General features: G+C 71.8%; 24 protein-coding genes and 2 tRNA genes. 19 read left to right on the forward strand and 7 right to left on the reverse strand.

What is annotated here, in order from left to right:
- Positions 1–120: 120 nt before the first annotated feature.
- Positions 121–276, forward strand: a complete 156-nt coding sequence (locus AB0I83_RS15815; protein WP_356535369.1) for a hypothetical protein — start codon at positions 121–123, stop codon at positions 274–276.
- 138 nt (positions 277–414) lie between these two features.
- Here AB0I83_RS15815 and AB0I83_RS15820 read toward each other — a convergent pair whose 3' ends face one another.
- Entirely contained in the window at positions 415–972 is a 558-nt protein-coding gene (locus AB0I83_RS15820) for a CGNR zinc finger domain-containing protein (RefSeq protein ID WP_356535370.1), read from the reverse strand.
- Between the two features lie 516 nt (positions 973–1,488).
- Positions 1,489–1,902 (reverse strand): SsgA family sporulation/cell division regulator, encoded by a 414-nt coding sequence (locus tag AB0I83_RS15825; RefSeq protein WP_003959770.1) that lies wholly within the window; start codon positions 1,900–1,902, stop codon positions 1,489–1,491.
- A gap of 190 nt (positions 1,903–2,092) precedes the next feature.
- Between AB0I83_RS15825 and AB0I83_RS15830 the strand changes: the two genes are divergently transcribed.
- Positions 2,093–2,548 carry a TIGR02611 family protein gene (locus AB0I83_RS15830; RefSeq protein ID WP_363304951.1) on the forward strand — a complete coding sequence of 152 codons (456 nt, stop codon included), beginning with the start codon at positions 2,093–2,095 and terminating at the stop codon, positions 2,546–2,548.
- Positions 2,549–2,602: 54 nt separating this feature from the next.
- Positions 2,603–2,674 (forward strand) — tRNA-Val (locus AB0I83_RS15835).
- Positions 2,675–2,782: 108 nt separating this feature from the next.
- On the opposite strand, the gene AB0I83_RS15840 is transcribed toward AB0I83_RS15835, so the two are convergent.
- Positions 2,783–5,200, reverse strand: a complete 2,418-nt coding sequence (locus AB0I83_RS15840) for a hypothetical protein (protein ID WP_363304952.1) — start codon at positions 5,198–5,200, stop codon at positions 2,783–2,785.
- A gap of 116 nt (positions 5,201–5,316) precedes the next feature.
- Here AB0I83_RS15840 and AB0I83_RS15845 point away from each other — a divergent pair.
- A tRNA-Val gene (locus tag AB0I83_RS15845) sits at positions 5,317–5,388 on the forward strand.
- A 62-nt stretch (positions 5,389–5,450) separates the two neighbouring features.
- Here AB0I83_RS15845 and AB0I83_RS15850 read toward each other — a convergent pair.
- The gene (locus tag AB0I83_RS15850) at positions 5,451–6,176 is read right to left on the reverse strand and encodes a 3'-5' exonuclease (RefSeq protein WP_363304953.1); all 726 of its coding nucleotides are present in this window, start codon (positions 6,174–6,176) and stop codon (positions 5,451–5,453) included.
- 194 nt (positions 6,177–6,370) lie between these two features.
- Here AB0I83_RS15850 and AB0I83_RS15855 point away from each other — a divergent pair, with 194 nt between their 5' ends.
- The 3 genes from AB0I83_RS15855 (at position 6,371) to thrS (ending at position 10,324) form a co-directional block, all read left to right on the forward strand.
- On the forward strand, positions 6,371–6,970 hold the full coding sequence (locus AB0I83_RS15855; RefSeq protein ID WP_363304954.1) for a DUF4365 domain-containing protein: 600 nt from the start codon (positions 6,371–6,373) through the stop codon (positions 6,968–6,970).
- Positions 6,970–8,250: a hypothetical protein gene (locus tag AB0I83_RS15860; RefSeq protein ID WP_363304955.1), complete on the forward strand. Its 1,281-nt coding sequence runs from the start codon at positions 6,970–6,972 to the stop codon at positions 8,248–8,250. The genes AB0I83_RS15855 and AB0I83_RS15860 overlap by 1 nt, the downstream gene beginning before the upstream one ends.
- A gap of 97 nt (positions 8,251–8,347) precedes the next feature.
- Positions 8,348–10,324, forward strand: a complete 1,977-nt coding sequence (gene thrS / locus AB0I83_RS15865) for a threonine--tRNA ligase (RefSeq protein WP_356535376.1) — start codon at positions 8,348–8,350, stop codon at positions 10,322–10,324.
- A 29-nt stretch (positions 10,325–10,353) separates the two neighbouring features.
- Here the strand turns inward: thrS and AB0I83_RS15870 are convergent, their stop codons facing one another.
- Positions 10,354–11,031: a potassium channel family protein gene (locus AB0I83_RS15870; protein ID WP_363304956.1), complete on the reverse strand. Its 678-nt coding sequence runs from the start codon at positions 11,029–11,031 to the stop codon at positions 10,354–10,356.
- Between the two features lie 66 nt (positions 11,032–11,097).
- On the opposite strand from AB0I83_RS15870, the gene AB0I83_RS15875 reads away from it, so the two are divergent.
- Positions 11,098–11,670, forward strand: a complete 573-nt coding sequence (locus AB0I83_RS15875) for an HIT domain-containing protein (protein WP_363304957.1) — start codon at positions 11,098–11,100, stop codon at positions 11,668–11,670.
- Positions 11,671–11,739: 69 nt separating this feature from the next.
- On the opposite strand, the gene AB0I83_RS15880 is transcribed toward AB0I83_RS15875, so the two are convergent.
- Positions 11,740–13,410, reverse strand: coding sequence for a hypothetical protein (locus tag AB0I83_RS15880; RefSeq protein WP_363304958.1), 1,671 nt, complete (start codon positions 13,408–13,410; stop codon positions 11,740–11,742).
- A 134-nt stretch (positions 13,411–13,544) separates the two neighbouring features.
- The gene (locus AB0I83_RS15885) at positions 13,545–15,770 is read right to left on the reverse strand and encodes an elongation factor G-like protein EF-G2 (protein ID WP_363304959.1); all 2,226 of its coding nucleotides are present in this window, start codon (positions 15,768–15,770) and stop codon (positions 13,545–13,547) included.
- 270 nt (positions 15,771–16,040) lie between these two features.
- Between AB0I83_RS15885 and pgsA the strand changes: the two genes are divergently transcribed.
- The 11 genes from pgsA to yajC all read left to right on the forward strand — a co-directional run bounded on the left by pgsA (position 16,041) and on the right by yajC (position 25,006).
- Positions 16,041–16,721, forward strand: a complete 681-nt coding sequence (gene pgsA, locus AB0I83_RS15890) for a phosphatidylinositol phosphate synthase (protein WP_363305044.1) — start codon at positions 16,041–16,043, stop codon at positions 16,719–16,721.
- A gap of 17 nt (positions 16,722–16,738) precedes the next feature.
- On the forward strand, positions 16,739–17,641 hold the full coding sequence (locus AB0I83_RS15895) for a phosphatidylinositol mannoside acyltransferase (RefSeq protein ID WP_363304960.1): 903 nt from the start codon (positions 16,739–16,741) through the stop codon (positions 17,639–17,641).
- Positions 17,638–18,798, forward strand: coding sequence for a glycosyltransferase family 4 protein (locus tag AB0I83_RS15900; protein ID WP_356535382.1), 1,161 nt, complete (start codon positions 17,638–17,640; stop codon positions 18,796–18,798). The genes AB0I83_RS15895 and AB0I83_RS15900 overlap by 4 nt, the downstream gene beginning before the upstream one ends.
- Before the next feature lie 106 nt (positions 18,799–18,904).
- The gene (locus AB0I83_RS15905; RefSeq protein ID WP_363304961.1) at positions 18,905–19,450 is read left to right on the forward strand and encodes a hypothetical protein; all 546 of its coding nucleotides are present in this window, start codon (positions 18,905–18,907) and stop codon (positions 19,448–19,450) included.
- 115 nt (positions 19,451–19,565) lie between these two features.
- Positions 19,566–20,486 carry a pyridoxal 5'-phosphate synthase lyase subunit PdxS gene (gene pdxS / locus AB0I83_RS15910; RefSeq protein ID WP_356535384.1) on the forward strand — a complete coding sequence of 307 codons (921 nt, stop codon included), beginning with the start codon at positions 19,566–19,568 and terminating at the stop codon, positions 20,484–20,486.
- A 6-nt stretch (positions 20,487–20,492) separates the two neighbouring features.
- Positions 20,493–21,086, forward strand: coding sequence for a pyridoxal 5'-phosphate synthase glutaminase subunit PdxT (gene pdxT / locus AB0I83_RS15915; protein ID WP_356535385.1), 594 nt, complete (start codon positions 20,493–20,495; stop codon positions 21,084–21,086).
- 61 nt (positions 21,087–21,147) lie between these two features.
- A complete protein-coding gene (locus tag AB0I83_RS15920; RefSeq protein WP_356535386.1) occupies positions 21,148–21,900 on the forward strand; it encodes a YebC/PmpR family DNA-binding transcriptional regulator in 753 nt (250 codons plus the stop codon).
- 120 nt (positions 21,901–22,020) lie between these two features.
- Positions 22,021–22,554 (forward strand): crossover junction endodeoxyribonuclease RuvC, encoded by a 534-nt coding sequence (gene ruvC, locus AB0I83_RS15925; protein ID WP_356843223.1) that lies wholly within the window; start codon positions 22,021–22,023, stop codon positions 22,552–22,554.
- Entirely contained in the window at positions 22,551–23,177 is a 627-nt protein-coding gene (ruvA, locus tag AB0I83_RS15930; protein ID WP_363304962.1) for a Holliday junction branch migration protein RuvA, read from the forward strand. The genes ruvC and ruvA overlap by 4 nt, the downstream gene beginning before the upstream one ends.
- Positions 23,178–23,260: 83 nt before the next feature.
- Positions 23,261–24,346 (forward strand): Holliday junction branch migration DNA helicase RuvB, encoded by a 1,086-nt coding sequence (gene ruvB, locus AB0I83_RS15935; protein ID WP_363304963.1) that lies wholly within the window; start codon positions 23,261–23,263, stop codon positions 24,344–24,346.
- Between the two features lie 168 nt (positions 24,347–24,514).
- Positions 24,515–25,006 carry a preprotein translocase subunit YajC gene (gene yajC / locus AB0I83_RS15940; protein ID WP_363304964.1) on the forward strand — a complete coding sequence of 164 codons (492 nt, stop codon included), beginning with the start codon at positions 24,515–24,517 and terminating at the stop codon, positions 25,004–25,006.
- Positions 25,007–25,045 lie beyond the last annotated feature (39 nt).

The following is a 25,045-nucleotide window of genomic DNA, read 5'->3' on the forward strand; positions in this document are numbered from 1 at the left end:
AAACTTGACGGGCGTTCGGACGGGGGAGCGAAATCCGTTCATCCCTGAGGGGGTGAACTCGCCCTGTAAGAAACCCTGTTGATCACAGGGCGGGCGACTCTGGGTCATGATCGCTTCGAGATGGTGGACACATCCCGGGGCGAAGCCCCCGCACCCAGTGCCGAGGAACCGCGAGGTTGCCTCTTCGCGCTTTCCCAGCCGCCCCTGATGATCTTCCTCACGGTCGTCGGCGGCCTGTTGCTGATGGCTGCCCTGCACGACCTCTTACTCCTGTGAGCAGCCGTACGGCGACGCGCCCCCGCTCCTTCCGCGCGGTGCCGGTCGGCCCGTCACGGGGCGCTCCCGCACCGAGGGAGCCTTTGGTCCTCCCCTCCCCGGCTCCGGCCGCGTGTCGTGTCCCGCGACGCCGGCGGGTCAGCCCGCCGCCTCCTTGCGGCGGGCCCGGTAGGCGGCGACGTGGAGCCGGTTGCCGCAGGTGCGGCTCGAGCAGTAGCGACGGGACCGGTTGCGCGAGAGGTCCACGAAGGCGTCCCGGCAGTCCGGTGCCTCGCAGCGCCGCAGCCGTTCCTGCTCGCCCGCGACGACGATGAAGGCCAGTGCCATGCCGCAGTCGGCCGCCAGGTGGTCCGAGACCGAGGCGTCCGGTGCGAAGTAGTGGACGTGCCAGTCGTAGCCGTCGTGGTTCGTCAGCTGGGGGGTCGTGCCGGCCGCGGCGACCAGGCCGTTGACGAGTTCCGCCGCGGTCCTGGCGTCGGGCGCCGCGAATATCTCGGCGAACCTGCTCCGTACGTCCTGCACGGCGCGCAGGTCCTTCTCCCCGAGCGCGCCGACCCCGCTGATGTGGTGGCGCTCGGCGAAGCCGTAGAGCGCGGGGATGTCGGCGAGCCCGTCGCCGGCGCCGGGCTCCGCCGCGGTGTTCACCAGATCGACCACCGTTTCGAGGGCGATCCTGGTGTCGTGTGGGATCAGCACGCTTCGCTCCCTGGCCTCCGGCGGGCGGGCGCCCACCGATGCGGGCTGACTCTACTGGCTCACGGAAGGGCCTCAGGGCCGGGTGCGGGCTCGCCGGCGGCGGGCGGTGCTTCCTGCCGGGTCGCGAGCGCCCGGGGCCCTCCCGGCCGCACAGGGGGCCGTCCGGACGGCCCCGCCGATGGCGGTGGGGCTGATGGTGCGGGTGCAGCGGTGATCCGCCCGGCGATCCGGTCGGCGTGCCGGGCCTGCCACCGCCCGGCGATCAGCCCGGTGCGGTCGCCGTGCCGCACCGCGTCGTGCCGGCCCGCCCCGGTTGCCGCGCCCGCCACCAGGCCCGTCCGCGGCCCGACGTGTCGTGCCCGGCACCGGGACGGGGCGCACCGGAGCGGCAGAGCACGCATCGGCGCCGCCGCCGCGGTGGGTTCCGCGGCGACGGCGCCGGTGTAAGCCCTATGAGGTTGTCCGCGCGACGCCGTCTCCCCGAGTCGGACGGCGTTCCGGAGCTCCTGGCCTGGCTCAGCTCTCGGCCAGGATGTGTGAGAGCTCCGTATCGAGGTCGAAGTGACGGTGCTCTGTGCCCGGCGGAACCGCGGCGTCGGTCCTCTTCAGGAACGACTCCAGGGCTCTCGCCGGAGCTTCCAGCAGGGCTTCGCCCTCCGGGGAGCTCAGTGCGATGCATACGACGCCTTGACCGTGACTACGAGATGGCCAGACGCGGACGTCTCCGGTGCCGGTGGGCCGGTGCAGCCCCTCGGCAAGGAGGTCACGGGCGAAAACCCACTCGACCGTCTCCTCCGCTCCGGTGTGGAAGGTGGCGTGCACGGCATAGGGATCGGCCGTGTCATACCGCAGGCCCGCGGGTACAGGCAGTGACGACTCGCTCGACACAACGAGGCGCAGGTGCAGCTCGCAGCTGACCGTGGTGTTCATAAGCGCCAGGGCCTTTCGCTCAGTGTGCGCTCGGGGATTCGCACGTCGGCGAAATCGACATGCCACCTACGGTGGCGTTGTAAACCCCTCTGACCTATTTGTGATGTTTCAGGTCGCTCGTACAGCGGTGTGTAACTTTGGGTTATGCGTCCATTCCAGTGACGATCGACGGTCCGGTAGGTTGGAGTTCATGAACGCGGAGAGTGACGAGCGGAGAGGGACCGCCGCGACGGTGGTCCCCGGGTCCGTCTCGGGTGACGGGCAGAAGTCGGAGCGGGAGCTGGGGTCGCGGGCGCCCCGGTTCATCCGGTCGTCGAGGGTGCTTCATCTGAGCTGGCAGGTCGGGATCTTCGTCGTCGGCCTCGCCGTGGTCGGGGCGGGCATCGTGATGCTGCCGCTGCCGGGCCCCGGATGGCTGGTGATCTTCGGCGGCATGGCGATCTGGGCGACCGAGTTCGTCTGGGCGCAGCTGGTGCTTCGATGGACCCGGCGCAAGGTCACCGAGGCCGCCCAGCGGGCCCTCGACCCCAAGGTCCGGCGGCGCAACATCGTCCTGACCGCGGTGGGTCTCGTGATCATGGTGGTGCTGGTCGGGATCTATGTCTGGAAGTTCGGCGTGGTGATGCCGTGGAAGATCGACGAGTGAGCGCACGGTGGTCCGGAGGCGCCGCTCACATGGGGTAATGTTTGCGGTGCGCCGGGGCGATTAGCTCAGTGGGAGAGCGCTTCGTTCACACCGAAGAGGTCACTGGTTCGAACCCAGTATCGCCCACCCGGACAGATGGCCCGGAAGCTTCTCAGAAGCTTCCGGGCCATCCGCGTTCTCCGTATGCGCCTCTCGGCTCCCGCCCGAGGGCTTTCCCTCGGGCGGGAGCCGGTGTCACCGCATCCGGCCGAAGCTCTCCTTCACCCGGCGCGCGTCGCGCAGCCGCTGTTCGTACGTCGCACCCACGCCGAGCAGCAGCAGCCCGGCGAGAGCCGGGGGTGCCCAGCGGGGGAGCGCGTCGAAGACCTGCACCACGTGCGGTGCCAGTTCGTGCAGACCGACCAGCGCCAGCACCGACCCGCCCAGCACCAGCGGCGCCTGCAGCCGCCGGCGGGCGCCCACCAGCGTCACCACGAGTGCGCCGGCCCCCAGCAGCAACGGCCGCAGCCAGTGCGGGTCGCCCCAGGCCACGAAGAGGCTCGGCACCATGGTCAGGGAAAGGGCGGGGCCGTAAGCCGCCCAGGACGAGGCGGCCGGATCCCTGCGGCGACGTACGTACCCGACCCCGAACGCGGCCAGGGAGACCGGCAGGGTGTACGCCTCCGGGGCCGACACCCCGGAGGCCGCCAGCCGCACCCACGACGCCGCCACGAACAGTGCCGCGGCCACGTGGCCCGCCACCGTCCGCCGCTCGGGCCGCAGCGCCGTCACCGCGGCCAGCACCCCGCACAGCCCCAGGACCAGTGCCAGGACCGGCGGGTCGGTCACCGCGAGACCCACGGCCACCAGAGCGCCGGCCGCCCCGGCGAGTTCCACCGGCAGCGCGAGCGCCGGCTGCCGCAGCCTTCCCCCGAGGAACACCGTCGCAGCCGTCACCACCAGCACGACCGGGGCGGTGTGCGGAGCGTTCCAACCCAGCGAGGCACCCAGAGCCGTGGCCACCGCGATCGCGCACAGCACCGAACCGCAGGCGAGCAGCGCCTGCACCGCGGCCACCCGGGACCGTGTCGCCGCCGCGGCGAAAAGCACCGTCAGCGTCCCGTACACCGCGTAGGACGCCGGTTCGGCCGCCAGCCCCAGCAGTCCCGCGCTCGCCGCGCCCACCAGCGCGCACACCAGCCAGGTCACGGCGAGCGCGTCGGCACCGCGCCGCACCGAGGCGATCAGCAGCACCGCCGCCAGCAGCAGCTCCACGGCCACCGCCACCGCGTACGCGGCGTCCGCCGCGGCGAGCAGCGTCAGGACCGACCCCCAGGCCAGGACGGACGCGACCACCCCGGACGCGACGCGCCACCCCGTGCCGGGGAACACCCGCGGCCACCTCGTGTGCAGCGCTGCCGCCAGGCCCGCGGCCAGTGCGAGCACCACCGCGGCGGCGGGCGGGCCCGACCACGTCGTCGAAGGCCCGAGAGCACCCCGGAAACCGTCCGGCGCGCCCGCCCACACATCCGCGAGCGACGACGCCGGCCCCAGCAGCACCGCGCCCATCACGGGCGACGCCCACAGCACCGCAACCGCCACCACCGCGCCCGATGCACCCAGCACGCCCCGTACCACCGGCAGCGGGAGCCTGAGCCGCAGCACCACCGGCAGCGCCGCACCGCAGACCAGGTACACCACGACGGCCCAGTCCCACGGCAGCGGCGTACGCAGCACTCCGCCGACGGCCGCCACCACCGCGAGGCCGGCGACCACACCCGCGAGCACGGCCGTCTCCTTCGGCGCGCGCCAAGCCCCCAGGAGCGCCACCCCCGCACCGGCCAGCAGCAACGCCCCCGCGCCCACCGCCTCCACCGGGCCCCCGGACGACACGGACAGTCCCAGGCCCAGTCCCAGCGCGATCAGCCCCGTGAGCCACGCCCCCGCGCAGGCCGTGACCCGCACCGCGAGCCTCCGGCCCCGCACGGCCACCACGGCATCGGCCCCAGCGGTCAGTACGAGCGCCCAGCCGAAGCCGGTCGCGGAGGCCCCCGCCGCCCACGCGCCCAGCACCAGCGGCAGTTGCCCGGCCGCCACGGCCGAAGGCAGCGGCATCCGCAGGCGGCCGAGCAGCAGCCCGTACGCCGTCCAGACCACGACCAGCACCGCGCAGGAGACCGCCGCGAACGTGAGCCCGTCCGAGTCCGGTGCCGCCACGGCATGCAGGGCGAATGCGTCCAGCACCGTCAGGACCAGGGCCAGCGCGGCCACGGACTCCGCCGTCGCGGGCAGCCTGCGGCCCAGCAGCAGCGCGGGCGCCACCAAGGCGCCTGCCGTCACCGCCGCCAGCACCGCCGAACGTCCGGCGATGCCCATCTCACCCCAGCTGAACAGGGTGAACGCGATCGCGGCGACCGTCAGCAGCAGACCGCCAAGGACCAGCAGCACGTTCTGCACCCCACGCGCCGGAGCGGCCGGAGCGGCGGGCGCGGGCGGCACGAACGGCCCGGGGCGGGCGGCGGGCGCGGGGAAGGGCGGCGGGACGGTCGGCGTACGCAGCACGCTCAGCAGCCAGGCGCGGCGGTTCAGCAACTGCAGCCGGCGGGCGTCCAGCCGGGCGAGTTCACGGTCGAGGAGGGGCAACTCCTCGGCGGGTGGCGGCACATGTCTCATACAGGGGAGTGTGGCGGCGGCCGGCCCCGACCGGCATGCGCTCGGATACTCAGTTCCGCCCCTGAGTAGGAGTTTGAACCCGGGGTCCCGGTCCCTGTATGGTTCAACCCGTTCCCGGGCGATTAGCTCAGTGGGAGAGCGCTTCGTTCACACCGAAGAGGTCACTGGTTCGAAACCAGTATCGCCCACCCGGGAAGAGCCGGTCCGTCAGCACCACCGACGGACCGGCTCTCGCGTACCCGGCCCCCGATCAGGCCGCGGCCGGCAGCTCCGGGCGCAGCGGCCACGCCGGATCCACGGCCTCCGGCGCGCCGTTCTTCTCGAACCACGCCTGCAGGCCCCGCGCCTGGGCCGCGTGCCACACGGCCTGCAGCGAGTGGACCTCGGCCGCTGAGAGCCGCTCCAGCCGGGTGGAGAACCGCCGCCCCACCGCGCGTACCAGCTCCAGCGACGCCGCCGCGTCGGCCGCCGCGTCATGCGCCCCCTCCAGCGTCACCCCGTACAGCCGGCACAGGTCCGTGAGCGTGCGCCGGCCCTTGCGGTAGCGGTCCAGATGCTTGTCCAGCACCCGCGGATCCAGCACGCACAGCGGGGCGTTGCCCAGGTAGCCGGCCAGCGAGGACGCGCGGTGGCGCCTCAGCTCCCGGTCCAGCAGCGTGAGGTCGAACGGCGCGTTCATCACGACCAGTGGCCGGCCCGTCGCGCACTGCTCCGCCAGTGCCCGCGCTATCTCCTCGACCACCGGTGCCGGCCACCGCCCGTTGCGCCGCAGATGGTCGTCGGTCAGACCGTGGACCTCGGTGGCGCCGGGCGGCACCGGAATCCCCGGGTTGACCAGCCAGCGGGTGACGCGCGGCCGGCCGGCCGCCGCGTCCTGGACGACGAGGGCGGCCGACACGATCCGGTCCTCCTCGACGTCAACGCCTGTCGTCTCGGTGTCAAAAGCCGCCAGCGGCCCCTCGAACCAATGCATCATCCCCGAACTCCTCGCACCGGCTTGACAGATGGCGGGAATCCTCCGCCCGATTCGGTGATACCCGCGCCCTATGCCTGATACGCCGTTTACGGGACCTCTCCTGCGGTGACAACACAATTGACGGGCAAGGAAGTTGACCGGCCCGCCAGCGGAGACCGGGCAACCGGTCGGCACAGCCCGGAAGGCACGGAGCCATGGCGCTCGCGCAGCCGAACCCAGGGAGTCCCGCCCGCGCCGAGGCCCCCGGGGCAACGCCGCCGCCGCAGCGGAACACGGCGCCGCTGCGCGGCACCCTCGCCACCACCGCCTGCATGGAGACCCTCCAGGTGGGCTACCTCCACGCCGTCGCCGCCGCGGCGGGCTGCTCGCTCTCGCAGCCCTTTCCCGACAACGGCATCGACTGGCACGTCAGCCACGGGGCGCCCGACCACACCGTCGACGACGAAGTGACCGTCAAGGTGCAGCTCAAGTGCACCTACCAGATTCCTCCGCACCCGCCCGGCGCCGCCTTCTCCTTCACCCTGGACAACGCCCACCTGGTGAAACTCGCGCGCACCCCCGTGTCGGTGCACAAGATCCTGGTCGTGATGCTCGTGCCCCGCAGCCAGGACGACTGGCTCCGCGCCGGCCACGAACGGCTCGACCTGCGCCACTGCTGTTACTGGACGAACCTGGCCGGCCACCCGGTGACGGGCCGGAACCGGACCACCGTGCGTATCCCGACCTCGCGGATCTTCGACGACCGCGCGCTCTGCGACATCATGGCGCGGGTCGGGGCGGGAGGGAGACCCTGATGCACCGCTCGACGGACGAGCCGGCCGGAGCAACACCCCCGGCGAACAAACGAGCCCACCCGTACGCCGACGATCCGGACCTCCGGCCGTACGCGGCCGAGACCGGCCCCCGCCCGCACGCCGAGCCGGTCCCCGACCCCGCACACGTCGACCCCGCCGTCCTCGGTGCCCTGCTGCTCCGGCACGGCTGGCGCCGCCGAGGAGGCGCCCGCGGACGCTACGGCCGGTGGACCCCGCCGGGTCCGGCGGGGTCCGGCACGAGCCTCCTGGTGCCGGACAACTCGGCCTTCCCCGACAGCGAGGACCTGCTCGCCGAAGCCCTCACCGCCCTCGGCCGCGGTGCCGACCCGTCCGCCCGCGACATCCTCGTCGCCCTCACCGTGCCGAGCGACGAGATCCGCTGGCTGCTGGACGGGCCCGAGGGGGCTGGTGGAGCCGCCGACTGGACCGGCGCCGACCAACTGCGCTCGGCGGCGCGGCAGATCCTGCTCGCGGGGGCCCTCGCCGTACGCGGCCGGACCGGCTACCACGGTGCCCGTCACCGGAGGAAGGCGCGGGCGGCGCTGGACGGCACCCTCGTCGGGACCGCTCACGGCGGCCGCGGCCTCACCGCGTTCGTCCCCGTGACCGGGGGGAGGGAGGTCGCCGTACAGCTCTACGGCGCACTGCAAGCCACCCGGGAGGCGGTGGACTACCAGCGGGCGACCGGCGGGACGGAGGCATTCGACGCCGCCGTCGCCGCCGGGGTCAGCCGGGAGCTGACGGAGGCGGTCGTGGCTCTGGTGCGGGGAGCCGAGGGCGCCGTGATCACACTGGCCTGGGCGCCCGCGGCCGGAACGCCGCGGGGGTGCCCGGCGAACCCCGAGCCCGTCGAGTTCTCCCCGGGCGACCTGCCCGCCCTCCGCCTCGCGGGGGTCCGGTACCTCCGGGACGAGCCCGCCGTGCCCGTACGCATCACCGGGGCCGTCGTACGGCTGAGGCGCCAGGGCCCGCGAGGGCCCGGAGTGGTACGGCTGCGGGTCCTGGCGGGTGCCGAGATCGCGCACGTACGCATCGAGCTCGACGAGGAGGCCTACCGGATCGCCGCCCACGCCCACCTCGTCGGACTGCCGCTGCGGGTGGAGGGCCGACTGGAGAACCGGGGCGGATTCCGCCGGCTCACCGGTGCCTCGCAGGTCGCACCGGTCCAGGTGGACGAGGCGGAGCGGGACCGCCTGATGAAGTCGCTCAAGGAGAACGTCGACTTCTTCGAGGAGGCCTGCACGGGGGACGACGGGTAGTCCCCGCAGGATCCCTTTCGCGTCCGGGGCCTCCGGCTCGGTACGATTCCTCTGCGCGCAGAGGAAAGCGACGCACCCCCTCAGTCAGGAGAGACCGGTGTCAGACGTCCGTGTGATCATCCAACGCGATTCCGAGCGGGAAGAGCACGTGGTGACGACGGGAACGACGGCCGCCGAACTCTTCCCCGGACAGCGCACCGTCGTCGCCGCCCGGGTCGAGGGCGAGCTGCGGGACCTGGCGTACGAGCTCAAGGACGGCGAGGTCGTCGAGCCCGTCGAGATCTCCTCCGAGGACGGCCTGGACATCCTGCGGCACTCCACCGCGCACGTGATGGCCCAGGCCGTGCAGGAGCTGCACCCCGACGCCAAGCTCGGCATCGGCCCGCCGGTCAAGGACGGCTTCTACTACGACTTCGACGTCGAGAAGCCGTTCACGCCCGAGGACCTCAAGGCCGTCGAGAAGAAGATGCAGGAGATCCAGAAGCGGGGGCAGCGGTTCTCCCGCCGGGTCGTCACCGACGAGGCCGCCCGCGAGGAGCTCGCCGACGAGCCCTACAAGCTGGAGCTCATCGGCATCAAGGGCTCGGCGTCGTCCGACGACGGCGCGGACGTCGAGGTCGGCGGCGGCGAGCTGACGATCTACGACAACCTCGACGCGAAGACCGGCGAGCTGTGCTGGAAGGACCTGTGCCGCGGCCCGCACCTGCCGACCACCCGGTTCATCCCCGCCTTCAAGCTGATGAGGAACGCGGCGGCGTACTGGCGGGGCAGCGAGAAGAACCCGATGCTCCAGCGCATCTACGGCACCGCGTGGCCCACCAAGGACGAGCTCAAGGCGCACCTGGAGTTCCTGGAGGAGGCCGCCAAGCGCGACCACCGCAAGCTCGGCAACGAGCTGGACCTCTTCTCCTTCCCCGACGAGATCGGCCCCGGCCTCGCCGTCTTCCACCCCAAGGGCGGCGTCATCCGCCGTGCCATGGAGGACTACTCGCGCCGCCGCCACGAGGAGGAGGGCTACGAGTTCGTCTACAGCCCCCACGCCACCAAGGGCAAGCTCTTCGAGAAGTCCGGCCACCTGGACTGGTACGCCGACGGCATGTACCCGCCCATGCAGCTCGACGACGGGGTGGACTACTACCTCAAGCCGATGAACTGCCCGATGCACAACCTGATCTTCGACGCGCGTGGCCGTTCCTACCGCGAACTGCCGCTGCGCCTCTTCGAGTTCGGCACGGTGTACCGGTACGAGAAGTCGGGCGTCGTGCACGGGCTGACCCGTTCGCGCGGCTTCACGCAGGACGACGCGCACATCTACTGCACCAGGGAGCAGATGGCGGAGGAGCTCGACCGGACGCTCACCTTCGTCCTGAACCTCCTGCGCGACTACGGTCTGACGGACTTCTTCCTGGAGCTCTCCACCAAGGACCCGGAGAAGTTCGTCGGCTCGGACGAGGCCTGGGACGAGGCCACCGAGACGCTGCGCCAGGTCGCCGAGAAGCAGGGCCTCCCGCTGGTCCCGGACCCGGGCGGAGCCGCGTTCTACGGCCCGAAGATCTCCGTGCAGTGCAAGGACGCCATCGGCCGCACCTGGCAGATGTCGACCGTGCAGCTCGACTTCAACCTGCCGGAGCGCTTCGACCTGGAGTACACGGGTCCGGACGGCGCGAAGCAGCGCCCGGTCATGATCCACCGCGCCCTGTTCGGCTCCATCGAGCGCTTCTTCGCCGTGCTCCTCGAGCACTACGCGGGCGCGTTCCCGGTGTGGCTGGCCCCGGTCCAGGCCGTCGGCATCCCGATCGGTGACACCCACGTCCCGTACCTCCAGGAGTTCGCCGCCAAGGCGCGCAAGCAGGGGCTGCGGGTCGACGTGGACGCGTCGTCGGACCGGATGCAGAAGAAGATCCGCAACCAGCAGAAGCTGAAGGTGCCCTTCATGATCATCGCGGGCGACGAGGACATGGCCAACGGCGCCGTCTCCTTCCGCTACCGCGACGGTTCCCAGGAGAACGGCATCCCGGTCGACGAGGCCATCGCCAAGATCGCGAAGGCCGTCGAGGACCGCGTCCAGGTCTGACCCGCATCGAGGGAGGCCCCCGGGGAGCGCTACGCGTCCCCCGGGGGCCTCTCCTCGTCCTCCCGCCTGAACACCTGCACCAGCCACGACGAGAACGAACCCGTCACCGCCCCCAGCAGCGCGAGTCCGCAGGCCATCAGGCCCACCGCGACCACCCGGCCGCCGAAGGTGACCGGGACCGCGTCGCCGTAGCCCACCGTGGTCAGCGTCGCGCAGGCCCACCACACCGAGTCGCCGAACGTACGGATCGATGCCCCCGGAGCGTCGTGCTCCTGGTGGTAGACCGCGAGTGCCGCGGAGAGGCCGAGGAGGACGGCCGTGAGGCCCGCGTACGTGATCACCCGCGCGTAGAGGCTCAGCCGGGGCCGCTCCCGCCGGTTCTGGACCGCCGAGTACACCTGCACCATGCGCAGCGGGCGCAGCAGGGGCAGCAGCAGGACCACCGTGTCCAGCCAGTGGACGTGCACGAACCGTCCGCCCAGGCCACTCAGGTGGAGCCTCGTGCCGTAGTCCACGGCGAAGACCAGCCAGGTCGCGCAGACCAGGGCGAGGGCGAGGTCGCGAACGGTGCCGTCGTCGTGCGGGGCGAGGACGCGGACCGCGTAGCCGACGAGGAACAGCATGGCCGCGACGAAGAGAGGTGCCTCCGTGCGCTGCTCCCACTCCTGGAGCCGAGTGGGGACTGGGGGCTCGGTGCGCTCGCTCATGGCGCCAGCATCCCGGTGCGCCGACCGGGTCCGCCCCGGCGACACGCGCGGCGGGAGTGACGCAATATGCTGACCGGCATGACGAGTGAGCCGGAGCAGCAGATCGGAGTGGGGACGCCCGACGCGTTCCAGCGCCTGTGGACACCCCACCGGATGGCCTACATCCAGGGCGAGAGCAAGCCGAGCGGCCCGGGAGCCGGGGACGGCTGTCCGTTCTGCGAGATCCCGTCGAAGTCGGACGAGGACGGGCTCATCATCGCGCGAGGCGACATGGTCTACGCCGTGCTGAACCTCTACCCGTACAACGGCGGGCACCTCATGGTGGTGCCGTACCGGCACGTCGCCGACTACACGGAGCTGGACGGTCCGGAGACGGCGGAGCTGGCTGACTTCACGAAGCGGGCCATGGTCGCGCTGCGGGCCGCGTCCGGGGCGCACGGCTTCAACATCGGGATGAACCAGGGTGCCGAGGCCGGGGCGGGCATCGCCGCCCACCTGCACCAGCACGTGGTGCCGCGCTGGGGCGGGGACACCAACTTCATGCCGGTCGTCGGGCACACCAAGGTGCTTCCGCAGCTGCTCGGGGACACCCGGAAGATGCTGGCCGGTGTGTGGCCGGCCGAGCTCCCGTCCGGCTGAGCTCGCGGCTGGCCGAGTCCCGGCCGTGCTCGGGCCGGGCGGTGCCGCCGCGCGGCGCCCCGGGGGAGATCACGCGTCGTAGACGTCGGCCTTCCTCGGGGAGGCGTCCTGCACCATGCCGCTGAGGACCATGGAGCGGTTGTCGAAGCGCTCGGTGTCGACCCCGTGCTCCTTCAGCACCCGCTTCGCGGCGGAGTGCACGACGCGCAGGACGGGGGTGGCCGCCCGCATGGCGTCGTCGGCCATGAAGCGGTGGCCCCAGGGCTTGGCCGCCCACGCGTGGCGCAGGCCGAAGGGCTCGGGCAGGACGATCTTGCCGCCCAGGTAGTCGAGCAGCGGCGGGTACCAGGTCAGCGGCGCGCGCAGGGCGAGCCTGACCACCTCGTCCGCCTTGACCAGCGGGAGCGCGACCTTCCTGGTCTCCCAGAACCTGACGGCCTTCTTGACCGTCCGGGTCGGGGCCTCGGGCTTGCTGAGGAAGAGCGAGTGGACCGGACCGAGGGCGTGCCCGGTGACCTCGATCCGCAGGGTCTCGTGCAGCACCGTGACGGTGATCAGCATCGTGATCACGAGCTGGCCGTCCCACAGGGTGAACTGGACGCCCAGGTAGTGGCGGTCGCCGCTGCCGAACTGCTGGTGGTTGCAGATCCGCTGGATCTCGTGCGGCTTGATCTGGAACGTGGCGACGTCCTCGCCCTCGGGGCGCGAGACGGAGTCCGCGTTCTCGCCTACGGGCGAGACGACCCAGTGCTTGACGGACGGGGTGGGGAAGCCGCCGGTGTTCAGCGGGCCGCGCTCCAGCATCTTGAGCTGGTCGTGGATGGCGCGTACGACGTCCCAGCTCCGGAACTGGTGGATCTCCTTCGCGGGGTCCTCGGGGACGAGTTCCTCGGCGAGCTGCCAGCTGCCCCAGCGCGTGCCCATGCCGAGGATGCCCTTGGGGCCCGCGTAGAAGATCGAGTTGGACTGCTGCTCGGCCGAGAGTTTCTCCAGCCCCTGCCGCAGGGCCTCGCGGGCGGTCTCGTTGGGGTTCTTCGGCACCGCCTCGGGGATCTTCGCGCTCACGCCGGTACCGGAGAGCAGCCCGTCCCAGCGGGCGCGCAGGTCCCGGACGGAGGTCTCCGCGATCCGCTTGGCGAGCAGCCAGCCGACCAGCGGTGCGAGGGCCGAGGCGCGCAGGTAGAGCGCGGGCAGCCCGGTCAGCGGCATGGCGACCAGGAAGACCGCGGCGAGAACGCCGAGCACGGCGAGCAGGAGGCCGCCCAACGTCTGGAAGAACTTGTCCTTGGACTTGTTGAGGGAGTCACGCAGCCGGAAGGCGAGGACCCAGAAGAGCAGGCCGGGCAGGAAGACGATGCCGAGGACGGCGGTGATCAGGGTCAGCCTGGTGTCGCGCGCCTTGCGCAGCCGGGTGGCGGACAGGCAGTGCTCGACGACCGTCCGGGGGTCGGTGCCGAACGACTGGACGAGTGCCTTGCGGCCACCGCCGAGCATGCGTTCCTGCACGGCCCGGGAGAACGCCTCACCCAGATTCGGCCTGAAGTAGACGGACTTGAACAGCTTGGACTCGCCCGGCTTCACCTCGGACTTGTGCCACTCGCTGTTGGCCTTGAGGATCTCCTGCACATCGCTGTCGCGGTACGCCGCCGAGGCAAGGGCGTTGGTCGCCACCTCCTGCCCGCCCGAACCCTGGAGCGGAATCTGCGCTCCAGGAGAGAAATCGAATCCGTTGTCGGCCACTGTCGCCCCCACTCGCCCGCACGGCCTGCCTCTGCGGCTGTTCCCAACTACCGTACTTCGCACACCTTCTGAGCTGGGATCACAGCGTATCGTCCGGACCGGGCGGGCGCCCGCCCCTTGTGCCGGAAGAGGTCTCAGGTCCCGTTCGTCCGGCTTTTCGGTGATTCGCGGAGGTGGTCGGCGAGTCGTGCGGGCATGGGTTCGTGCCGGGCGTACGCCCGGTCGAAGCGCCCCGTGCCGTGCGTGAGCGAGCGGAGACCGATGGTGTAGGTGCCGATCTCGGCCTCCGGCACCTCGGCGCGCACGAGCGTGCGGCCATCGGTCGCCTGCTCGGTGCCGACGACCCGGCCGCGGCGGCCCGAGAGGTCGCCCATGACGGCCCCCACGTAGTCGTCCGGCACCAGGACGCCCAGCTCCGCGACGGGCTCGAGGAGTTCGACGCGGGCGCCGGCCGCTGCCTCGCGCAGTGCCAGCGCGCCCGCGGTCTGGAAGGCCGCGTCGGAGGAGTCGACCTGGTGCGCCTTCCCGTCGAGCAGGGTGACGCGCACGTCCACGAGCGGGTGACCGGCGACCACCCCGCGCGCGGCCTGGGTGCGTACGCCCTTCTCCACGGAGGTGACGAACTGGCGGGGCACGGAGCCGCCGACCACCTTGTCGACGAACTCGATACCCGCGCCCGCCGGCAGCGGCTCCACCTCGATCTCGCAGACGGCGAACTGGCCGTGGCCACCGGACTGTCTGACGTGCCGGCCGTACCCGGTGGCGCGCGATGCGAACGTCTCGCGGATCGGGACCCGGTGCGGCTCGGCGTCGACCTGTACGCCGTACCTGGTGCGGAGGCGTTCCAGGGCGACGTCCGCGTGGGCCTCGCCCATGCACCACAGGACCACCTGACGGGTGTCCCGGTTCTGCTCCAGCCGCATGGTGGGGTCCTCGGCGACCAGGCGGCCCAGGGCCTGCGAGAGCTTGTCCTCGTCGGTCCTGCCGTGGGCGCGGACCGCGAGCGGCAGCAGCGGGTCGGGCATGGTCCACGGCTCCATCAGCAGCGGGTCGCCGGTACCGGAGAGCGTGTCACCGGTCTCCGCCCCGCCCAGTTTGGACACGCAGGCCAGGTCTCCGGCGACACAGCTGTCCAGCGGGCGCTGCCGCGCACCGAACGGACCGGTGAGTGCGCCCACGCGTACGTCGGCCTCGTGGCGGGGGCGTGTGCCGCCGCCGGGGCCGGTGAGACCGTGACCGCACACGTGCACCGCCTCGTCGGGCCGCAGTGTGCCGGAGAAGACCCGTACGAGGGAGACCCGTCCCACGTACGGGTCGGACGCGGTCCTCACCACCTCGGCGACCAACGGCTCCCCCGGATCGCACACCGGGGCGGGGCGTGCGGCGCCCTCCGGGGTGGTGACGGCCGGTGGCACACGCTCCACGGGGGAGGGGAAACCAGCGGTGACCAGGTCCAGCAGCTCCACGGTGCCGATTCCCCGGCGGGCGCCCCTGACGGCCGGGGCCGCGGCGAGGACGGGGTGGAAGGAGCCGCTCGCGACGGCGCGTTCCAGGTCGCCGACGAGTGTCCCGGTGTCGATCTCGCCGCCGCCGAGGTAGCGGTCCATCAGGGTCTCGTCCTCGCTCTCGGCGATGATCCCCTCGATGAGCCGGTCACGGGCCTCCTCCAGCGTTCCCCGCTGGTCAACGGCGGGCGCTGCCTCCTGCCGTTCCCCCGAGGAGTGGTCGAGGACCCGCCGGGTGAGCAGCCCGGTGAGCCCGGTGAGCGGCGCGTGCCCGTCGGGGCCCTCGGGGCCCTGCACCGGCAGGTACAGGGGGAGCACGGCGTCGGGGTCGTCGCCCCCGAAGAGGCGGCCGCACACCCGGGTCATCTCGTCGAACGGCGTACGGGCGGTGTCCAGGTGGGTCACCACGACGGCCCGTGGCATCCCGACCGCCGCGCACTCCTCCCAGAGCGCGCGGGTGGTGTCCGCCACGGCACCGGCCTCCTGGGCGGCCGAGACCACGAAGAGGGCCGCGTCCGCCGCGCGCAGACCGGCCCTCAGTTCCCCGACGAAGTCCGCGTAGCCGGGGGTGTCCAGGAGATTGATCCGGTAACCGTTCCATTCGACCGGCACCAGGGAAAGCTGCACGGAGCGTCGTCCGCGCTGCTCGATCTCGTCGTGGTCGGAGATCGTGGAGCCGTCCTCGACCCGGCCGGCCCGGTTGACGGCACCGGCCGTCAGCGCGAGGGCCTCGACCAGGGTGGTCTTCCCCGAGCCGCTGTGGCCGACCAGCACGACGTTCCGTATCGAATCGGGCCGGCCGGCCGCCGTCGCCCTGCCGGCGGCCCCGGTGTGCGTGTGTGTCCTGTCGCCCATGACGCGTGCCTCCCGGTCGGTGGTCCTCCTCGGGAACCGAGGCGGACGCACGGGCGGGGGAGCCGCCGCGGCGGCTTCGGCGACGCCCGCGGTCATTCGAGCGTCGCACCCGCGCCGGACCCCGTCCATACGTCGGGTGGGGCCCGGCATGACTTCCGGGAGAGCGGACCGGACGGGGTGCCCCGCAGTTGCCCGGCACCGCTCGTGACTACGATGGGGCGGCCGGTGGCCGAAGTGGCCGCGCGGCGCCCACCGAACCTCGGGAAGGCCATGCTGAACAAGTACGCGCGTGCATTTTTTACGCGTGTCCTCACACCGTTCGCCGCTCTGCTGCTCCGCCTCGGGGTCAGCCCCGACGCGGTCACACTCGTCGGTACGGCCGGAGTGATGGCAGGTGCGCTGGTCTTCTTCCCGATGGGGGAGTTCTTCTGGGGCACGATCGTGATCACGCTCTTCGTCTTCTCGGACCTGGTCGACGGCAACATGGCCCGGCAGGCCGGTGTCTCCAGCCGGTGGGGCGCGTTCCTGGACTCGACCCTCGACCGGGTGGCGGACGGGGCGATCTTCGCCGGGTTCGCCCTCTGGTACGCGGGCGGCGGTGACGACGACGTGCTGTGCGCGGTGGCGATCTTCTGCCTGGCCAGCGGCCAGGTGGTCTCCTACACCAAGGCCCGGGGCGAGTCGATCGGGCTGCCGGTCGCGGTGAACGGTCTGGTGGAGCGCGCCGAGCGGCTGGTGATCTCGCTGGTCGCGGCGGGGCTCGCCGGACTGCACGGCTTCGGCGTACCCGGGATCCAGATCCTGCTGCCGATCGCCCTGTGGATCGTGGCCGTGGGCAGCCTGGTGACCTTGGTCCAGCGGGTGGTGACCGTGCGCAGGGAGGCGGCCGAGGCCGACGCCGCCGCCGTCCGGAGCGGGACCACGGAACAGGGGAGCGGGACCGCACAGTGAGCGGCACGGTGTCCGACATGAGGGAACGCCTGACCGACGGGCTCTACGGGCTCGGCTGGGGCGCCGTCAAGAAGCTCCCCGAACCGGCCGCCACCGCGCTCTTCCGCACCCTGGCCGACCAGGTGTGGAAGCGCCGCGGGAAGTCCGTGCTGCGCCTGGAGTCGAACCTCGCCCGAGTGGTGCCCGACGCGGACGCCGCCCGGCTGGCCGAGCTGTCCAAGGCCGGGATGCGCTCGTACATGCGCTACTGGATGGAGTCCTTCCGGCTGCCGGCCTGGAGCCCGCGGCGGATCAAGGAGTCCATCGACGTCCAGGACGTCCACCGGCTCACGGAGGCCCTGGAAGCGGGCAAGGGCGCCGTCATCGCGCTGCCGCACCTGGGGAACTGGGACCTGGCGGGAGCCTGGGTCACCACGGACCTCGGGCTGCCCTTCACCACGGTCGCCGAACGGCTCAAGCCGGAGACCCTCTACGACCGGTTCGTCGCCTACCGCCAGGGCCTGGGCATGGAGGTCCTCCCGCACAGCGGAGGCTCCGCCTTCGGGACGCTCGCCCGGCGGCTGCGATCGGGCGGGCTCGTCTGCCTGGTCGCCGACCGCGACCTGTCCGCCTCCGGCGTCGAGGTCGACTTCTTCGGGGACACCGCGCGCATGCCCGCCGGACCGGCCCTGCTGGCCCAGCAGACCGGTGCGGCCCTGCTGCCCGTCACGCTCTGGTACGACGGCACGTCCGTGATGCGGGCACGCATCCATCCGCCGGTCGCCCAACCGGAGACGGGCACCCGTGCCGAGAAGACGTCCGCCATGACGCAGGCCCTGGCCGATGCCTTCGCCACGGGCATCGCGGAGCACCCGGAGGACTGGCACATGCTCCAGCGCCTCTGGCTCTCCGATCTGGAACCCCAGGAGGAAGCGCCGTGAAGATCGGCATCGTCTGCCCGTACTCCTGGGACGTCCCCGGCGGGGTGCAGTTCCACATCCGCGACCTCGCCGAGCACCTGATCCGCCTCGGCCACGACGTCTCGGTGCTCGCCCCCGCCGACGACGACACGCCGCTGCCCGCGTACGTCGTCTCCGCGGGCCGGGCGGTTCCCGTCCGCTACAACGGCTCGGTCGCCCGGCTGAACTTCGGCTTCCTGTCCGCCGCGCGCGTCAGGCGCTGGCTGAACGACGGCACCTTCGACGTCATCCACATCCACGAGCCCACCTCGCCCTCGCTGGGGCTGCTCACCTGCTGGGCGGCGCGGGGGCCGATCGTGGCCACCTTCCACACGTCCAACCCGCGCTCCCGCGCCATGATCGCCGCCTATCCGATCCTCCAGCCCGCGCTGGAGAAGATCAGCGCCCGGATCGCGGTGAGCGAGTACGCGCGGCGGACCCTGGTCGAGCACCTCGGCGGTGACGCGGTGGTCATCCCCAACGGCGTCGACGTGGACTTCTTCGCCGGCGCCGAACCCAAGGCCGAATGGCAGGGCGGGACGCTCGGCTTCATAGGGCGCATCGACGAGCCGCGCAAGGGCCTGCCCGTCCTGATGAAGGCGCTCCCCGCGATCCTCGCCGCCCGCCCGGAGACCCGGCTGCTGGTCGCGGGACGCGGCGACGAGGAGGAAGCGGTCGCCTCCCTGCCGAAGGAGATGCGCTCGCGCGTCGAGTTCCTCGGCATGGTCAGCGACGAGGACAAGGCACGGCTGCTGCGCAGTGTCGACGTCTACGTGGCCCCGAACACCGGCGGCGAGAGCTTCGGCATCATCCTGGTCGAGGCGCTCTCGGCGGGCGCTCCCGTACTCGCCAGCGACCTGGACGCGTTCGCGCAGGTCCTCGACCAGGGCGCCGCCGGCGACCTCTTCGCCAACGAGGACGCGGACGCGCTGGCCACGGCCGCGGTCCGGCTGCTCGGCGACCCGGAGCGCCGTGCCGGACTCCGGGAGCGGGGCAGCGCGCATGTGCGCCGCTTCGACTGGAGGACGGTCGGCGCGGACATCCTCGGCGTGTACGAGACGGTGACGGACGGCGCGGCGGCGGTGGACGCCGACGAACGCACGGGGCTGCGCGCACGCTTCGGTCTCGCCAGGGACTGAGCCCGGGCGCTGACGGCACGGGCCGGCGGCCGGCCGGCCGCGCGGCCGCCGGGAAAGCGGGTGCGGGGCGAACCGGCGGCCGCCGCCGACGGTAGCCTTTCCGCCCGTGATCGAAATCCTCATCTGGACCGTCGCCGCGCTCTTCGCGATCGGCCTGTACCTGAGCTGGACCGCCGGACGGCTCGACCGGCTCCACGCCCGTATCGACGCGGCGCGCGCGGCGCTGGACGCCCAGCTTCTGCGCCGCGCCTCGGTCACCCAGGAACTGGCCACCTCCGGTGTCCTCGATCCCGCGGCGTCGATCGTGCTGTACGAGGCGGCGCACGCGGCCCGGCAGGCCGAGGAGGAGCAGCGCGAGGTCGCCGAGAGCGAGCTGAGCACCGCCCTGCGGGCCGTGTTCGGCGAGACCGCCCAGGTCGAGGCGGTGAAGGAGTTCCCGGGAGGCGAGGACGCGGCCAGGGAACTCGCCGCCGCCGTGCGCCGCGTACCGATGGCGCGCCGCTTCCACAACGACTCGGTGCGTGCCGCCCGTGCGCTGCGCAGGCACCGGACGGTGCGGCTCCTCCGGCTCGCGGGCCACGCCCCGTTCCCGCTGGCGTTCGAGATGGACGACGAGCCGCCGGTCGCCCTGGCGGACCGGCCCGGGAGCTGACCGCGGGCGGGGAACGATCCACGGGGTGTCCATTGGCCCTTGCTGTGGACCGGTCCCGGGGCGTTTGCTCGGGGCTGCAGCATCCAGAGTCTTTCACCCCCAGTGAGGTCGATCCGTGTCCACGCTTCCCAGCACCCCGCAGTCCACCGAGACCCCGGCCACCGGCACCGCCCGCGTCAAGCGCGGCATGGCCGAGCAGCTCAAGGGCGGCGTGATCATGGACGTCGTCAACGCCGAGCAGGCGAAGATCGCCGAGGACGCGGGCGCCGTGGCCGTCATGGCGCTGGAGCGGGTGCCGGCCGACATCCGCAAGGACGGTGGCGTGGCCCGGATGTCCGACCCCAACATGATCGAGGAGATCATCGAGGCCGTCTCCATCCCCGTCATGGCCAAGTCCCGTATCGGCCACTTCGTCGAGGCCCAGGTGCTCCAGTCCCTCGGCGTCGATTACATCGACGAGTCCGAGGTCCTCACCCCGGCCGACGAGGTCAACCACAGCGACAAGTTCGCCTTCACGACCCCCTTCGTCTGCGGTGCCACCAACCTGGGCGAGGCACTTCGCCGGATCGCCGAGGGCGCCGCGATGATCCGCTCGAAGGGTGAGGCCGGCACCGGCAACGTCGTCGAGGCCGTCCGGCACCTGCGTCAGATCAAGAACGAGATCGCCCGGCTGCGCGGCTACGACAACAACGAGCTGTACGCCGCCGCCAAGGACCTCCGTGCCCCGTACGAGCTGGTCAAGGAGGTCTCCGAGCTGGGCAGGCTGCCCGTCGTCCTGTTCTCGGCCGGTGGTGTCGCCACCCCCGCCGACGCGGCCCTCATGCGTCAGCTCGGTGCCGAGGGCGTCTTCGTGGGCTCCGGCATCTTCAAGTCCGGCGACCCGGCCAAGCGTGCCGCCGCCATCGTGAAGGCCACCACCTTCTACGACGACCCGAAGATCATCGCGGACGCCTCGCGGAACCTCGGCGAGGCCATGGTCGGCATCAACTGCGACACGCTGCCCGAGGGCGAGCGCTACGCCAACCGCGGCTGGTAAGCACCGATGACCGACACCCCTGTCATCGGAGTCCTGGCCCTCCAGGGCGACGTACGGGAACACCTGATCGCCCTGGCCTCGGCGGACGCCGTGGCCAGGCCGGTCAGGCGGCCCGAGGAGCTCGCCGAGGTGGACGGGCTGGTCATCCCCGGCGGCGAGTCCACCACGATGTCCAAGCTGGCCGTGCTCTTCGGCATGATGGAACCGCTGCGCGAGCGGGTGGCCGCGGGGATGCCGGTCTACGGCTCCTGCGCCGGGATGATCCTGCTCGCCGACAAGATCCTCGACCCCCGCTCGGGCCAGGAGACCGTCGGCGGCATCGAGATGATCGTGCGCCGTAACGCTTTCGGGCGGCAGAACGAGTCCTTCGAGGCGGCCGTGGAGGTCGCGGGAGTGCCCGGCGGACCCGTCGAAGGCGTCTTCATCCGTGCCCCCTGGGTGGAGTCGGTGGGCGCGGGCGCCGAGGTCCTCGCGGTGCACGGCGGGCACATCGTGGCCGTACGCCAGGGAAACGCGCTGGCCACGTCGTTCCACCCGGAACTGACCGGAGACCACCGTGTGCACGCGCTCTTCACCGAGATGGTGCGCGCCATGGGCTGATCCGATCCCGGTAGGATCTCTCGGGTTCGGATCGATTTTGGTGACGCGAAGGAGAAGGCAGATGTCCGGCCACTCTAAATGGGCTACGACGAAGCACAAGAAGGCCGTGATCGACGCCAAGCGCGGCAAGCTCTTCGCGAAGATGATCAAGAACATCGAGGTCGCGGCCCGCACGGGCGGCGCCGACCTGTCCGGTAACCCGACCCTCTTCGACGCCATCCAGAAGGCCAAGAAGAGCTCGGTCCCGAACAAGAACATCGACTCCGCGGTCAAGCGCGGCGCCGGCCTGGAGGCCGGTGGCGCCGACTACGAGACGATCATGTACGAGGGCTACGGCCCGAACGGCGTCGCGGTGCTCATCGAGTGCCTCACCGACAACCGCAACCGTGCCGCGTCCGACGTCCGTGTCGCCATGACCCGCAACGGCGGTTCGATGGCCGACCCGGGCTCGGTCGCGTACCTGTTCAACCGCAAGGGCGTCGTCATCGTCCCCAAGGGCGAGCTGGCCGAGGACGACGTGCTCGGGGCCGTCCTCGACGCGGGTGCCGAGGAGGTCAACGACCTCGGAGACTCCTTCGAGGTGCTCAGCGAGGCCACCGACATGGTCGCGGTCCGCACCGCGCTCCAGGAGGCCGGCATCGACTACGACTCGGCCGAGGCCAACTTCGTCCCGACCATGCAGGTCGACCTCGACGAAGAGGGCGCACGCAAGATCTTCAAGCTGATCGACGCGCTCGAGGACAGCGACGACGTGCAGAACGTCTTCGCCAACTTCGACGTCTCCGACGAGGTCATGGAGCAGGTCGACGCCTGAGGGCGGCGGTAGGCGGTACACGGACGGGCCGACGGGACACACCCCGTCGGCCCGTCGCATTGTCGGTGCGACCCGATAGCCTGCGGGAACAGGTGACCGAGCGGTGGAGGGGGCCCTCAGATGCGGGTGTTGGGCGTGGACCCGGGGCTGACCCGGTGCGGTGTCGGGGTCGTCGAGGGCGTCGCCGGCCGGCCGCTCACCATGGTCGGCGTCGGCGTCGTGCGGACCCCGGCCGACGCGGAACTCGGCCACCGGCTGGTCGCCATCGAGCAGGGCCTGGAGCAGTGGCTCGACGAGCACCGGCCCGAATTCGTCGCGGTGGAGCGGGTGTTCAGCCAGCACAACGTCAGTACGGTGATGGGCACCGCCCAGGCAAGCGCGGTGGCCATGCTCTGCGCCTCCCGCCGCGGCATCCCCGTCGCCCTGCACACCCCCAGTGAGGTCAAGGCCGCCGTCACCGGCTCGGGCCGCGCCGACAAGGCGCAGGTCGGGGCGATGGTGACCCGGCTGCTGCGGCTCGCCGCCCCGCCGAAGCCCGCGGACGCCGCCGACGCCCTCGCCCTCGCCATCTGCCACATCTGGCGCGCACCCGCGCAGAACCGACTGCAGCAGGCCGTCGCCGCCCACCGCACGCTGAAAGGCCGCACCGCATGATCGCCTTCGTCTCCGGCCCGGTTGCCGCCCTGGCCCCGACCACTGCCGTGATCGAGGTCGGAGGGATCGGCATGGCAGTCCAGTGCACCCCCGACACCCTCGCCGGCCTGCGGATCGGCAAGGAGGCCACACTCGCCACCTCCCTGGTCGTCCGCGAGGACTCGCTGACCCTGTACGGCTTCGCCGACGACGACGAGCGGCAGATCTTCGAACTGCTCCAGACCGCCAGCGGTGTCGGCCCCCGGCTCGCCCAGGCCATGCTCGCCACCCATCGCCCGGACGCCCTGCGCATCGCGGTCGCCACGGGGGACGAGAAGGCGCTCACAGCGGTGTCCGGCATCGGCAAGAAGGGTGCGCAGAAGCTCCTCCTGGAGCTCAAGGACCGGCTCGGGGAACCCGTCGGCGCACACATCGGCCAGCAGGGCATCGGCGCCGCGGTCAGCTCCTCCTGGCGCGACCAGCTGCAGGCGGCCCTGATCGGCCTCGGCTACGCGACCCGCGAGGCCGACGAGGCCGTGACCGCCGTGGCGCCGCAGGCCGAGGCCGCGATCGCCGACGGCGGACAGGCCCCCGTGCCCCAGCTGCTGCGCGCCGCCCTTCAGACGCTCAACCGCGCACGCTGACCCCAGGGGCCCCACGCGGTCCCGTACGCCGGCCGGGACACCGCACGGACCGGCACCGATACACCCGAGGCGGGACTGACGAGATGAACTGGGACGAGACCGGGTCCGACACCGGTGAACTGACCGACGAGCGGCTGGAAGAGCGCCTGGTCGCCGCCGGCGCGGACGGCGAGGACACCGCGGTCGAAGCGGCCCTGCGCCCCAAGGACCTTCACGAATTCGTCGGCCAGGAGAAGGTGCGCGAGCAGCTCGACCTGGTCCTCAAGGCCGCCCGCGCCCGTGGTGCCACCGCAGACCACGTCCTGCTCTCCGGCGCCCCCGGCCTCGGCAAGACGACGCTGTCCATGATCATCGCGGCGGAGATGGGCGCCCCGATCCGGATCACCTCCGGCCCCGCGATCCAGCACGCCGGAGACCTCGCGGCCATCCTCTCCTCCCTCCAGGAGGGTGAAGTCCTCTTCCTCGACGAGATCCACCGCATGTCGCGGCCGGCCGAGGAGATGCTCTACATGGCGATGGAGGACTTCCGGGTCGACGTCATCGTCGGCAAGGGGCCGGGCGCCACGGCCATCCCGCTCGAGCTGCCGCCGTTCACGCTGGTGGGCGCCACCACCAGGGCCGGACTGCTGCCTCCCCCGCTCCGAGACCGCTTCGGCTTCACCGGCCACATGGAGTTCTACGCCCCCACCGAGCTGGAGCGGGTCATCCACCGGTCCGCAGGCCTCCTCGACGTCGCCATAGACACCGAGGGCGCGGCCGAGATCGCCGGACGCTCCCGAGGCACGCCCCGTATCGCCAACCGCCTCCTGCGCCGCGTACGGGACTACGCCCAGGTCAAGGCCGAGGGGTACATCGACCGTGACATCGCCGCCGCCGCCCTGCGGGTGTACGAGGTCGACGCCCGCGGGCTCGACAGGCTGGACCGCGCGGTGCTCAGCGCCCTGCTGAAGCTGTTCGGCGGAGGGCCGGTGGGACTCTCGACCCTCGCCGTGGCCGTGGGGGAGGAACGCGAGACGGTCGAGGAGGTCGCCGAGCCCTTCCTCGTACGCGAGGGACTGCTCGCCCGGACCCCGAGGGGCAGGGTCGCCACCCCCGCCGCCTGGGCGCACCTGGGGCTGGTGCCCCCGCAGCACGGCGCAAAGGGACAACAGGGCCTGTTCGGGGCGTGAGGCGCGACGCTTTGGCCAGCAGGGGAACCTCGGTGCCATGCTGGACGTTGTTCCAACGATGCGGACTCGCTTAGACTCCGCCGATGCCGCCCGTTCAGGTCGGTGTACCCACCCCCGTAGACCAGGCCGCGTGAAACCAGCGTGGTCGTGCGAAGGAAGTTCCGTCCCGTGAGTCTCGTGACCCTCCTCCCCTTCATCGTGCTCATCGGGGCCATGTTCCTGATGACCCGGTCCGCCAAGAAGAAGCAGCAGGCGGCTGCGCAGATGCGCAACGACATGCAGCCCGGCACCGGCGTCCGGACGATCGGGGGCATGTACGCCACCGTCAAGGAGATCCAGGACGACACGGTCATCCTCGAGGTCGCGCCCGGCGTTCACGCCGTCTACGCCAAGAACTCCATCGGTGCCGTCCTGGACGACGCGGAGTACAACCGCATCGTGCACGGCGACGAGGCCGACGGCACGGTCGTGCCCGACGACGCCTCCTCGCTCACCGACGGAGAGCCCGTCGAGGCGGCCGACGACGATGTCGCGAGGATCGACCTGGGCAAGAAGGCCGAGGACGAGACCGTCACGGAGGACGCCGAGGTCAAGGCGGCGGACGTCAAGGGCGCCGAGGTCAAGGACGTCAAGTCCGACGGCGAGGGCGACGCGAAGTAGTTCCACGACCCTGAGACGCCGGACACCCACAGGTGTCCG

This window comes from Streptomyces sp. NPDC049970 (assembly GCF_040660235.1).
Classification (GTDB): Bacteria; Actinomycetota; Actinomycetes; order Streptomycetales; family Streptomycetaceae; genus Streptomyces.

Excerpts from the sequence above, each read along its gene's own strand:
- AB0I83_RS15815 (WP_356535369.1), top strand. The coding sequence starts at position 121 with ATGGTGGACACATCCCGGGGCGAAGCCCCCGCACCCAGTGCCGAGGAA.
- AB0I83_RS15825 (WP_003959770.1), bottom strand. The coding sequence starts at position 1,902 with ATGAACACCACGGTCAGCTGCGAGCTGCACCTGCGCCTCGTTGTGTCG.
- AB0I83_RS15830 (WP_363304951.1), top strand. The coding sequence starts at position 2,093 with ATGAACGCGGAGAGTGACGAGCGGAGAGGGACCGCCGCGACGGTGGTC.
- AB0I83_RS15840 (WP_363304952.1), bottom strand. The coding sequence starts at position 5,200 with ATGAGACATGTGCCGCCACCCGCCGAGGAGTTGCCCCTCCTCGACCGT.
- AB0I83_RS15850 (WP_363304953.1), bottom strand. The coding sequence starts at position 6,176 with ATGATGCATTGGTTCGAGGGGCCGCTGGCGGCTTTTGACACCGAGACG.
- AB0I83_RS15855 (WP_363304954.1), top strand. The coding sequence starts at position 6,371 with ATGGCGCTCGCGCAGCCGAACCCAGGGAGTCCCGCCCGCGCCGAGGCC.
- AB0I83_RS15860 (WP_363304955.1), top strand. The coding sequence starts at position 6,970 with ATGCACCGCTCGACGGACGAGCCGGCCGGAGCAACACCCCCGGCGAAC.
- AB0I83_RS15870 (WP_363304956.1), bottom strand. The coding sequence starts at position 11,031 with ATGAGCGAGCGCACCGAGCCCCCAGTCCCCACTCGGCTCCAGGAGTGG.
- AB0I83_RS15875 (WP_363304957.1), top strand. The coding sequence starts at position 11,098 with ATGCTGACCGGCATGACGAGTGAGCCGGAGCAGCAGATCGGAGTGGGG.
- AB0I83_RS15885 (WP_363304959.1), bottom strand. The coding sequence starts at position 15,770 with ATGGGCGACAGGACACACACGCACACCGGGGCCGCCGGCAGGGCGACG.
- pgsA (WP_363305044.1), top strand. The coding sequence starts at position 16,041 with ATGCTGAACAAGTACGCGCGTGCATTTTTTACGCGTGTCCTCACACCG.
- AB0I83_RS15895 (WP_363304960.1), top strand. The coding sequence starts at position 16,739 with ATGAGGGAACGCCTGACCGACGGGCTCTACGGGCTCGGCTGGGGCGCC.
- pdxT (WP_356535385.1), top strand. The coding sequence starts at position 20,493 with ATGACCGACACCCCTGTCATCGGAGTCCTGGCCCTCCAGGGCGACGTA.
- AB0I83_RS15920 (WP_356535386.1), top strand. The coding sequence starts at position 21,148 with ATGTCCGGCCACTCTAAATGGGCTACGACGAAGCACAAGAAGGCCGTG.
- ruvC (WP_356843223.1), top strand. The coding sequence starts at position 22,021 with ATGCGGGTGTTGGGCGTGGACCCGGGGCTGACCCGGTGCGGTGTCGGG.
- ruvA (WP_363304962.1), top strand. The coding sequence starts at position 22,551 with ATGATCGCCTTCGTCTCCGGCCCGGTTGCCGCCCTGGCCCCGACCACT.
- ruvB (WP_363304963.1), top strand. The coding sequence starts at position 23,261 with ATGAACTGGGACGAGACCGGGTCCGACACCGGTGAACTGACCGACGAG.